At 45.6% G+C, this 11,216-nt stretch carries 9 protein-coding genes; 7 read left to right on the forward strand and 2 right to left on the reverse strand.

The genetic code is table 11. The features are described from left to right. The first annotated feature begins 7 nt into the window (after nucleotides 1-7). From RSK81_RS02780 to recG, 5 genes are all read left to right on the forward strand, one after another. Nucleotides 8-1,039: a 3-deoxy-7-phosphoheptulonate synthase gene (locus tag RSK81_RS02780; RefSeq protein ID WP_125338266.1), complete on the forward strand. Its 1,032-nt coding sequence runs from the start codon at nucleotides 8-10 to the stop codon at nucleotides 1,037-1,039. A gap of 1 nt (nucleotide 1,040) precedes the next feature. Continuing rightward, nucleotides 1,041-2,072 (forward strand): 3-deoxy-7-phosphoheptulonate synthase, encoded by a 1,032-nt coding sequence (locus RSK81_RS02785; RefSeq protein ID WP_002911863.1) that lies wholly within the window; start codon nucleotides 1,041-1,043, stop codon nucleotides 2,070-2,072. Nucleotides 2,073-2,179: 107 nt separating this feature from the next. Continuing rightward, nucleotides 2,180-2,542 carry a holo-ACP synthase gene (gene acpS, locus RSK81_RS02790; protein ID WP_125336472.1) on the forward strand — a complete coding sequence of 121 codons (363 nt, stop codon included), beginning with the start codon at nucleotides 2,180-2,182 and terminating at the stop codon, nucleotides 2,540-2,542. Continuing rightward, nucleotides 2,532-3,638 carry an alanine racemase gene (gene alr / locus RSK81_RS02795; RefSeq protein ID WP_315687747.1) on the forward strand — a complete coding sequence of 369 codons (1,107 nt, stop codon included), beginning with the start codon at nucleotides 2,532-2,534 and terminating at the stop codon, nucleotides 3,636-3,638. Before acpS ends, alr begins: the two co-directional genes overlap by 11 nt. 104 nt (nucleotides 3,639-3,742) lie before the next feature. Next, a complete protein-coding gene (recG, locus tag RSK81_RS02800) occupies nucleotides 3,743-5,758 on the forward strand; it encodes an ATP-dependent DNA helicase RecG (RefSeq protein ID WP_315687365.1) in 2,016 nt (671 codons plus the stop codon). A gap of 715 nt (nucleotides 5,759-6,473) precedes the next feature. Here the strand turns inward: recG and RSK81_RS02805 are convergent. Continuing rightward, nucleotides 6,474-7,436 carry an asparaginase gene (locus RSK81_RS02805; protein ID WP_002925689.1) on the reverse strand — a complete coding sequence of 321 codons (963 nt, stop codon included), beginning with the start codon at nucleotides 7,434-7,436 and terminating at the stop codon, nucleotides 6,474-6,476. Nucleotides 7,437-7,615: 179 nt separating this feature from the next. Between RSK81_RS02805 and RSK81_RS02810 the strand changes: the two genes are divergently transcribed. Beyond that, nucleotides 7,616-9,007: a Cof-type HAD-IIB family hydrolase gene (locus tag RSK81_RS02810; RefSeq protein WP_315687749.1), complete on the forward strand. Its 1,392-nt coding sequence runs from the start codon at nucleotides 7,616-7,618 to the stop codon at nucleotides 9,005-9,007. A gap of 21 nt (nucleotides 9,008-9,028) precedes the next feature. Here RSK81_RS02810 and RSK81_RS02815 read toward each other — a convergent pair whose 3' ends face one another. Then, a complete protein-coding gene (locus RSK81_RS02815; RefSeq protein ID WP_002896311.1) occupies nucleotides 9,029-9,481 on the reverse strand; it encodes a universal stress protein in 453 nt (150 codons plus the stop codon). Between the two features lie 344 nt (nucleotides 9,482-9,825). On the opposite strand from RSK81_RS02815, the gene RSK81_RS02820 reads away from it, so the two are divergent. Then, entirely contained in the window at nucleotides 9,826-11,040 is a 1,215-nt protein-coding gene (locus RSK81_RS02820; RefSeq protein WP_009659361.1) for a pyridoxal phosphate-dependent aminotransferase, read from the forward strand. Nucleotides 11,041-11,216 lie beyond the last annotated feature (176 nt).

Here is an 11,216-nt window from a genome sequence, read left to right on the forward strand (position 1 = left end):
AGAATAGATGACCTTTAAAGCAACTAGTCAACCCATTGATGTAGCAAAAGTTCGCCAACTTGCTAAGCTAGAAGGCGACATGTTAGCTCGCAAGGAAAAGCGTGACCGAGAGTTGGAAGCAATTCTGCGTGGTCAAGACGACCGCATTCTCTTGGTTATCGGTCCCTGCTCTTCAGATAATGAAGAAGCGGTGCTAGAGTATGCCAAGCGTCTATCTGCTCTCCAAGAAGAAGTAAAAGACCGCATTTTCATGGTCATGCGGGTTTATACTGCCAAGCCTCGGACGAACGGAGATGGCTACAAAGGGCTTATTCATCAGCCCAATGCGACTGCCGCTCCAAGTCTGATTAACGGCATCAAGGCAGTCCGCAATCTGCACTATCGGGTTATTTCCGAGACAGGCATGACCACAGCTGATGAGATGCTCTATCCAGAAAACTTGCCTCTGGTAGATGATTTGATTTCTTACATGGCTGTAGGAGCTCGCTCGGTCGAAGACCAGCAGCATCGCTTTGTAGCTAGTGGAGCGGATCTGCCGACTGGCTTGAAAAATCCGACTTCTGGCAATCTCAATGTCATGTTTAACGGCATCTATGCAGCTCAGAACAAGCAGAGTTTCCTATTTTCCGGTAAGGAAGTAGAAACATCTGGCAATCCCTTGGCGCATGCCATCTTGCGTGGTGCTCTGAATGAATACGGCAAGAACATTCCTAACTACTATTATGATAACCTACTGGACACCATTGCCCAGTATGAAAAAATGGGCTTAGAAAATCCCTTTATCATTATTGACACCAATCATGATAACTCTGGTAAGCAGTATCTGGAGCAGGTCCGTATCGTTCGCCAGACTCTGATTAACCGGGACTGGAATGAAAAGATTAAGGCTACCGTACGGGGCTTTATGATTGAGTCTTATCTGGAAGATGGCCGTCAGGACGAGCCAGAAGTCTTTGGTAAGTCCATTACTGACCCTTGTCTGGGCTGGGCTAATACAGAACAGTTGGTTCGTGAAATTTATGATTCATTAGGAAAATAGTATGGCATTTATCGAAAAAGGTCAGAAGATTGACATTGAGCAGATTAAGTCCAGAACCAAACTGACTGGTCAGGCCTTGGCTCATAAAAATAAGCGAGATCAAGAACTAGCTGAGATTCTCAGTGGGGAAGACGAGCGTATTCTCTTGGTGATTGGCCCATGTTCATCGGACAATGAAGAGGCTGTGCTGGAGTATGCCCGCCGCTTGTCAGAGCTGCAGAAGAAGGTCGCAGATAAGATTTTTATCGTCATGCGCGTCTACACTGCTAAGCCGCGGACCAATGGGGATGGCTATAAGGGCTTGGTTCACCAGCCAGATACTTCTAAAGCTCCTAGTCTTATCAATGGTTTGCAGGCAGTTCGTCAGCTGCACTACCGCGTCATTACAGAGACTGGTCTGACGACAGCTGATGAGATGCTCTATCCGTCCAATCTTGTGCTGGTAGACGACTTGGTCAGCTATCATGCTGTGGGTGCCCGCTCAGTTGAAGATCAGGAGCACCGCTTTGTAGCGTCTGGGATTGACGCCCCGGTAGGCATGAAAAATCCAACTTCTGGCAATCTGGGGGTTATGTTTAATGCTGTCTATGCAGCACAAAATAAGCAGACTTTCCTTTTTCATGGTCAGGAAGTAGAAACCTCTGGGAATCCTTTGGCTCATGTTATTCTGCGTGGGGCTACCAATGAATACGGTAAAAATATCCCAAATTTCTACTATGAGAATATGCTGGAAGCCATTTCCTACTACGAAAAGATGGGCTTGGAGAATCCTTTCATTGTCATTGACACCAATCACGATAACTCTGGCAAGCAGTATCTGGAACAGATTAGGATTGTGCGTCAGACCTTGCTGAATCGGGATTGGAATGAAAAGATTAAGAGAGCGGTTCGTGGTTTTATGATTGAGTCTTATCTGGAAGACGGCCGGCAAAATGAGCCGGAAGTTTTTGGTAAATCCATCACCGACCCTTGCCTGGGCTGGGACAATACTGTTCAGCTCATTGAAGAAATTTACAACACTTTAGATAAATAAGGAAAATTGAAAGGGACAGTCTTGACCTGTAAAGAGGACTAACTGTCGGGTGAAGACGAACTCAGCTGGCAGCCCAGCTGAGTTTTGTCGCCTTTCCAGAGAATGATATGATAAAAGGACACGGAATTGACATAGAAGAGTTGGCTGCCATTGAGCGAGCCTATCTGAAAAATGCCCGCTTTGCAAAAAAAGTCTTGACGGAGGCGGAGCTTTCTCGTTTTGAGGAGTTATCCGGCAAGCGGAAAATAGAATTTCTAGCTGGTCGTTGGGCTGCCAAGGAGGCTTTTTCTAAAGCTTGGGGAACTGGCATCGGTAAGCTCAGGTTTCAGGACTTGGAGATTTTAAATGACCGTCAGGGAGCTCCTTATTTCAGCCGTTCACCTTTTGCTGGCAAGGTTTGGATTTCAATCAGCCATGCTGCTGGCCTAGTTACAGCCAGCGTTATTTTGGAGGAAAATGATGAAAGCTAGTCTGCATAGACCCAGCAAGGCAGTGATTGATTTAGCTGCCATTGCTTTTAATATTAGACAACTGAGTGCCCATCTGCCTCAGACGACTGAGAAGTGGGCTGTCGTTAAAGCCAATGCTTATGGTCATGGAGCTATTGAAGTTTCTAGGCACATTGAGCCCCTTGTAGATGGATTTTGTGTGTCTAATATTGATGAAGCCTTGGAGCTGCGCTCAGCGGGCATTGGCAAAAAAATTCTGGTGCTAGGAGTGTCAGATCTGGCTGCGCTTCCGCTGGCTAGAAAGGGAAAGGTGTCTCTGGCCGTAGCCAGTTTAGAATGGCTGGATCTAGCTTTAACTGCTGAAGAAGACTTGACTGGATTGAATTTTCATATCAAGATTGACTCTGGTATGGGGCGGATTGGTTTTCGAGATAGTCAGGAAGCTCAGGAGGCAATCCATCGCTTGCAGGCTGCTGGGGCTGTCGCAGAGGGGATTTTCACCCACTTTGCAACGGCAGATGAAGCGGAGCACCATAAGTTCGAAGCCCAGCTGACTCGTTTTCATCAGATTTTATCTGAGCTGGACAATGTACCTCCTCTCGTTCACGCTAGTAATTCCGCTACTTCTCTCTGGCATAGCGAGACCGTCCTAAATGCGGTCCGGTTGGGTGACATCATTTATGGCCTCAACCCTAGCGGAACTGTTTTAGAACTTCCTTATGAATTCAAGCCAGCTCTGTCGCTGGTCTCAGAATTGGTGCATGTCAAGGAAGTAGAGGCTGGAGCAGATGTTGGCTATGGAGCTACCTACACCAGCAAGTCTCAAGAGTGGATTGGTACCATTCCTTTGGGTTATGCGGATGGCTGGACACGCGATATGCAGGGCTTTGATGTCTTGATTGATGGTCAGCGTTGCCCTATTGTTGGCCGCGTTTCCATGGACCAGATTACAGTGCGCCTGCCTCAGGCGTATCCCCTTGGCACGTCTGTTGTGTTGATTGGAAATAGCGGAGCGGAGACCATTGCGGCGACAGATGTGGCAGAAAAGCGTGGCACCATTAACTATGAGGTGGTCTGCTTGATTAGCGACCGTGTACCGAGGGTCTATAAAGACTAAGATGATTAATGCAGGGAACCGATTGAAGTATTTGATAATGTTCTAGCTTGACCCCCTGTCTGTGATTTTATATCCGCAGCAGTATCAGAACTGAAAGAGGAATTATGAATTTACACCAACCTTTGACGGTTCTGCCTGGTGTGGGACCGAAATCAGCAGAAAAATTTGCCAAGCTGGGTCTAGAGACCTTGCAGGATTTGCTGCTTTATTTTCCTTTTCGTTATGAGGATTTTAAGAGTAAGAATGTCCTAGACTTGGAGGATGGAGAAAAGGCGGTTATTTCTGGTCAGGTCGTGACCCCAGCCAATGTCCAGTATTATGGCTACAAACGCAATCGCCTGCGCTTTACTATCAAGCAGGGAGATGTCGCTTTGGCAGTTAACTTCTTTAACCAGCCTTATCTAGCGGACAAGATTGAAGTGGGAGCTAATATAGCTGTCTTTGGCAAGTGGGACAAAGCCAAGGCCAGTCTGACTGGCATGAAACTGCTGGCCCAGGTAGAGGACGACTTGCAGCCTGTCTATCGGCTGGCTCAGGGAATTAGTCAGGCCAGTCTGGTCAAGCTGATTAAGACTGCCTTTGACCAAGGATTGGACTTGCTCTTAGAGGAAAATCTGCCCCAGTCCCTGCTGGAACGCTACCAGCTGGTGAGCAGAGTTGAGGCTGTACGGGCCATGCATTTTCCAAAGGACTTAGCTGATTACAAGCAGGCTCTTCGGCGGGTTAAATTTGAAGAACTTTTTTATTTCCAAATGCAGCTGCAGGTCTTAAAGAGAGAAACCAAGGCTGTCAGCAATGGATTGAAGATTGATTGGCAATCGGATGCTGTGGCCGAGAAAAAGCAGAGCTTACCTTTTGAGCTGACTTCGGCTCAAGAGCGCAGTCTGACAGAGATTTTGCAGGATTTGCGATCGCCTGGACACATGAATCGCCTGCTGCAGGGGGATGTGGGAAGTGGAAAGACTGTTGTCGCTGGTCTGGCTATGTATGCTGTTTATACAGCTGGCTTTCAGTCAGCTCTGATGGTTCCAACAGAAATTTTGGCTGAGCAGCATTTTGACAGCCTAGCTCAGCTATTTCCAGAATTGAAGGTGGCCCTGCTAACTGGTGGGATGAAAGCAGCTGAGCGCCGGGAAACCTTGGCAGCGATTGAAAAGGGTCAGGTGGACATGATTGTCGGAACCCATGCCCTGATTCAGGAAGGAGTCCGTTACCATGCGTTGGGCTTGGTCATTATTGACGAGCAGCATCGCTTTGGTGTGGAGCAGCGCCGGATTTTACGGGAAAAGGGAGACAATCCTGATGTCCTTATGATGACGGCGACGCCAATTCCCAGAACCCTTGCCATTACAGCATTTGGTGATATGGATGTGTCCATTATTGACCAGATGCCAGCGGGACGCAAACCTATCATCACCCGCTGGGTCAAGCATGAGCAGCTGGAAGTCGTCCTCGACTGGCTGAAAAAAGAGCTCCACAAGGGAGCTCAGGTCTACTTTATTTCTCCCTTGATTGAGGAATCTGAGGCGCTGGATCTTAAGAATGCCATTGCCCTAGAAGAAGAATTGACAGCCTATTTTGGTCGGCAGACCCAAGTGGCTCTGCTTCATGGCAAGATGAAGAGCGAGGAAAAAGAGGCGATTATGCAGGACTTCAAGGAAGGACGGACTGATATTCTGGTCTCTACCACAGTCATTGAGGTCGGAGTCAACGTCCCAAATGCTACGGTGATGGTCATCATGGATGCGGACCGCTTTGGACTCAGCCAGCTTCATCAGCTAAGAGGCCGTGTCGGCCGAGGGAGCAAGCAGTCTTATGCCGTCTTGGTTGCCAATCCCAAGACGGAGTCGGGCAAGCGCCGCATGAAAATCATGACTGAGACGACTGATGGTTTCCTGCTGGCTGAAGAGGATCTGAAAATGCGAGGCTCTGGAGAAATCTTTGGTACTCGGCAGTCTGGTATACCAGAGTTTCAAATGGCAGACATCGTGGAAGATTATCCAATTTTAGAAGAAGCCAGAAAGGTTGCCAGCCAGATTACAGCTGATCCGAACTGGCGGACAGATCCTAATTGGCACTTGATTGCTCTTCATTTGGACAAGCGAGATTACCTAGATTAAAGGTTCTTTGAATTAAGTTTCCTGCAAGTTATTTATAAGTAGGCTTTAAGTTTGAGGGATTATACTATTGTCAAATCAAAGAAAGAGGTAGGACCAATGACAATGTAAACATCCCTTAAAATCCTGTAACCAAAGCTTGAAGATTAGAAGACCTGCGAGGTATGAGCCACTCAAAGAATAAGAATAATTTAGAATTTTTTCATCATAAATCTCCTAACAAATCACAAGCTTCACCCAATCGGTGAAGTTTTTTTGTATTTGGTTGAAAAGACTTGTTCGTTTCAAATAGTAGATAGGGATTGCTGCCGGATTTCTTTGACTATAAGCTTTCCCTAAGAAATCTATAAGAGATTCTTAAGTTTAGGGCTGTATCCTTATATCCAAGTAAGAACAAAAAGATTAGAGACCAAACTTGAAGTTAAACACTCCAAGAGTTTCGTTTTTGCTCTTAAAGAATGAATGATAAGCGAGGTAAAAGTTATGAAAGTTACAATCAAAGTCCACTATCCAAAGACATTTAAGAAAGCTCAGAAAATAGAGGTGACCTATGGTAAGTGATTATATTTTTGAAATTTTAGAGTCTCTGTTTGAGGTTATCTTCTAAGTCCAGCGATTCAATGAAGTTTTCCCAATGTTAGAATATGAAAGAGTCAAAAAAGTGCTAAGCAACCTTAGCACTTTTTGATTTAAAGAAAGTAAATAAGGACTTTTTCTCTCAGCCTTCCATATAATCTCGTAGTTCTTGGTCTTTGAGTCCAGCATTCAGGGCGATGAGCAGTTTGATTCTGGCTTTTTGGGCATTGAGCTCCTTGACGAAGAAGATACCAGCCTGGTGCAGTTGAACGCCGCCTCCTTCATAAGCATAGACCGGCTCAGCAATTCCGTTAAAGCAGCGAGAGACCAGAGCGATTGGCAGTCCGGCTGCTATCATATCAGCCAGTTTGCCCGCCACTTCTTTGGGAAGATTGCCAGCACCGAATGCCTCTATGATGAGGCCGTCTATCTTGTCTAAATCCAGCATGTCCAGAAGCTCTGTCTTCATGCCCGCATAAGCTGGAATGATAGGCACCAGACCAGAGATGCTGTTCAAGTCGAAGCGGACTCGAGGCTCTGCTGTCTTAAAATAGAGAATTTCCTGCTTCATAATCAAGCCAAGTGGTCCGTGAGTCGGCGTCTGGAAGGTGCTGACATTGGTCGTGTGGGTTTTGGTTACATACTTGGCAGCATGTGCCTCGTCATTCATAACGACAAGTACGCCTTTATCACTAGCTTTTTCATCGCTAGCCACCCGTAGGGCTGTCAGGTAGTTATAGACTCCGTCACTCCCCAGCTCATTGGAACTGCGCATAGCTCCGGTCAGAACGACCGGAATCTTCGGTAGCTGCATAGTATCTAGAAAGTAAGCTGTCTCTTCTAAAGTATCTGTCCCATGAGTAATGACCACTCCGTCAAATTGGTCAGCACTGGCTTTGATTTTCTGGTAGAGCTTGAGCATGTGCTGGGGCGTGATATGAGGACTGGGAATATTAAAAAAGTCAATGACTTCCGTCTCTATCCCCTCAAGCGGAACGGTCACATGGTTCATAGGGTTATCAGCATTGGTAACGACAGCCCCAGAGCCGTCAGCCTGCATGGAAATGGTTCCTCCTGTGTGCAGGACCAAGATTTTCTTTGTCATAAATCCTTTTTCTCCTTGTAGTCATGATGCAGATTCGAAAACTTACATTCTGTTTTCATAGAGTTTCAATCCTGTTGCATAGGTATTACTCCAGTTTTTCTTTTCTGCAATTCATGTGATTGTGTGTCATTTTTGTGTTATAATTTATTGTATCATAAAAGGAAAGAATGAGAAAATCAATGGAAGTAAAGGCCGTCTTTTTTGATATTGATGGGACACTGGTCAATGACAGTCGAACGGTTTTGAAATCTACAGAAAAGGCTATTCAGAGTTTAAAGGAGCAAGGAATATTAGTCGGTTTGGCAACAGGTCGTGGTCCTTTCTTTGTCAAACCTTTTATGGAGCAATTGGACTTAGACTTTGCTGTGACCTACAATGGCCAGTATATTTTTTCAAGAGACAGAGTAATTTCTGCCAGTCCCATTGACAAGCAGAGTTTGCGGGATTTAATCGCCTATGCTAAGAAGCATCGGAAAGAGATTTCCTTGGGAACGGCTGAGGCTATGCTGGGCTCCAAGATTATGTCCTTCGGCATGAGCTCTTTCTCCCAGTGGACTAGCCGCTTCATCCCTAAGCGAATGGCGCGAACAGTTAGTCACGGTTTTAATAAAGTCATCAGCAAGGCCTTGCCCCAGCATGAAAAGGATCTCCTGCAGCTGATTCAGGAGCCGATTTACCAAGCTTTGATTTTAGCCAGTCCAGAAGAAAGCCGTAAGATTGAAGCAGACTTTCCTGATTTGAAATTTACCCGCAGTAGCCCCTATGCGGTCGATATTATCAATAAAGGCACATCTAAGCTAGAGGGGATTCGCAGAGTCGGCAAGGAATATGGCTTTGACATTCATCAGGTCATGGCCTTCGGCGACTCTGACAATGACTTGGAAATGCTATCAGGAGTTGGCCTATCCATTGCTATGGGAAATGGGACCAGCTCGGTCAAGGAAGTGGCCAAGCATACAACTAGCAGCAATAGTCAGGATGGGATTCATAAGGCTCTGGAGCATTTTGGTATCCTAGCGAGGGAAAAGGTCTTTACCAGCAGCGACCATCACTTTAATAAGGTAAAAGAGTTCCATAGTGTCATGGATGAAAGCACTCAGGAAGAGCCTATTGCCTGGATACCTCAGGACGCTCGCTATCGGGCAGGCTTCAAACTGGAAGAGCTGGTAGAGTTTCTGCGAGCAGCTAGTAACTCAGAGGAAGACTTTGATAGCTCTGTAGCTTATCTCCATCAAGCGCTTGACAAGGCTGCTGACAAGGTTCGCTCTAAGAGTCAGGCTGAGGTTTCTCTAGTCGGTCAGGTAGATGCCTTGATTGATACTCTATACTTCACTTATGGCAGTTTTGTCCTGATGGGAGTAGATCCAGAGCAGCTGTTCGATATTGTCCATCGGGCTAATATGGGCAAAATTTTCCCGGACGGGAAGGCTCACTTTGACCCCGTCACCCATAAAATCCTCAAACCAGATGATTGGGAAGAAAAATACGCTCCCGAAGGAGCTATCAAAGAAGAACTGGAACAACAGATTCAGGCCTACCAGCGTACCTTAGAGCAGAAAGAAGAAAACTAGAGCAGTCATCTGCTCTAGTTTTTATAAAGTCTTTTCTGGGTCTCTGACCACCAGCAAGTCAACCTTGGCGTGGCGCAAGATATATTCAGATGAAGAGCCGACTAGTAGCCGTTCAAAGGCATTGAGACCGGTAGCACCGACCATGATTAGATCTACCTTGTGCTCTTCTGGGATATCTGTTGCCAAGAGAGTCTTGGGATTGCCCATCTCAATGACAATGTCAACATACTTGATACCGGATTTTTGAGCCTTTTCTTTCAACTCTGCTGTCAGCTTTTTAGCATCTTCCTGTAAGTCCTCGTAGACATCTGCATCAAAGGTTGAGACACTTTGCAAAGCCCGGGTGTCAATGACGTGGGCGATGGTGAGGCGAGAGCCGTTTCTGAGAGCCACGTTAACGCCCTTTTCAAAGGCTAGTTCGGATTCGTGAGAACCATCCACAGCAACCATAATGTTTTCATATTTCTGAGTCATAGAGCTACCTCCTCTAAAATGCTCGGCAAAGGACGTCGCATCATTCACAGAATAATTGGGCTGATCAAAAATCAATCAGTCCATAACGTCCGAGTGATTTGCAACTATTTTCTTGTTTCTATTGTAACCCTTTTCAGAAAAAAAGTAAAGATAAAATGGAAATGCTATCAGAAAATTGCAAGCAGAAAAAGATTCCTTTACTTTGAGGGGTTAGAAAAGGAATAGTGCTCTTTATCTTATAAATCGCTTCATAATCGCGTGAAAAGTGAGCTTATTTTTTTGTTGTCAATCGCTTTTTCTGGTGGTATAATGATAACATTCTGATGAATAGAGGAAAAATAAGAATGAAAGAATTTGACAAGTCCAGCAAGCTGGAACATGTTGCCTATGATATTCGTGGTCCGGTTTTGGACGAAGCTATGCGCATGCGGGCCAATGGCGAAAAGATTCTCCGCCTTAATACAGGGAATCCGGCTGAATTTGGTTTTACCGCTCCAGATGAGGTCATTCATGATTTGATTATGAATGCACGTGACAGTGAAGGTTACTCTGACTCCAAGGGAATTTTTTCAGCCCGTAAGGCTATCATGCAGTACTGCCAGCTTAAGAATTTTCCTAATGTAGATATTGATGATATTTATCTGGGAAATGGCGTCAGCGAGCTGATTGTCATGTCCATGCAGGGCTTGCTGGATGATGGGGACGAGGTGCTGGTGCCAATGCCAGACTACCCACTCTGGACGGCTGCAGTCAGTCTGGCTGGTGGGAATGCTGTTCACTATGTTTGTGATGAGCAGGCAGAATGGTATCCAGATATTGACGATATTAAGTCAAAAATCACATCTAATACCAAGGCTATCATTATCATTAACCCTAACAATCCAACGGGAGCGCTTTATCCTAAGGAACTGCTGCTGGAGATTGTGGAAATTGCTCGCCAAAATAATCTCATTATCTTTGCGGATGAAATTTATGACCGCATGGTGATGGACGGCAATGTCCATACGTCTGTGGCTAGTCTGGCTCCTGATATCTTCTGTGTCAGTATGAATGGTCTTTCTAAGTCGCACCGAATCGCAGGCTTCCGTGTTGGCTGGATGGTATTATCTGGACCTAAGCACCATGTTAAGGGGTATATCGAAGGGTTAAACATGCTCTCCAACATGCGCCTGTGCTCCAATGTCTTGGCTCAGCAAGTCGTCCAAACCTCACTTGGCGGTCATCAATCTGTGGATGAACTGCTTTTGCCAGGTGGTCGTATCTATGAACAGCGTAATTTCATCTATCAGGCTATTCAGGACATCCCGGGACTGTCAGCTGTAAAACCTAAAGCTGGTCTCTATATTTTCCCGAAAATTGACCGGAACATGTATCACATCGACGATGATGAGCAGTTTGTGCTCAATTTCCTCAAGCAGGAAAAAGTCCTTCTCGTCCATGGACGAGGCTTTAACTGGAAGGATCCAGATCATTTCCGCATCGTTTATCTGCCTCGAGTAGATGAGCTAGCTCAAATCCAAGAAAAAATGACGCGCTTCTTGCGCCAATATCGCCGTTAATAAGCGGATGTTACAAAAAGGCTGGAAAATATTCCGGCCTTTTTCTTATCAATCTTACATATTTTTTAGTTTAATGCCTGTCTTTGAATTGAAAAAATAAAAATCAAGATGCTCTGGAAAACGAATTTGAGGTAGATTAGTAAAAATTATAGGCGGCTTTACCGACATTTTTTAGG

It is taken from the genome of Streptococcus sp. DTU_2020_1000888_1_SI_GRL_NUU_041A, from assembly GCF_032387735.1.
Taxonomy (GTDB): domain Bacteria; phylum Bacillota; class Bacilli; order Lactobacillales; family Streptococcaceae; genus Streptococcus; species Streptococcus sanguinis.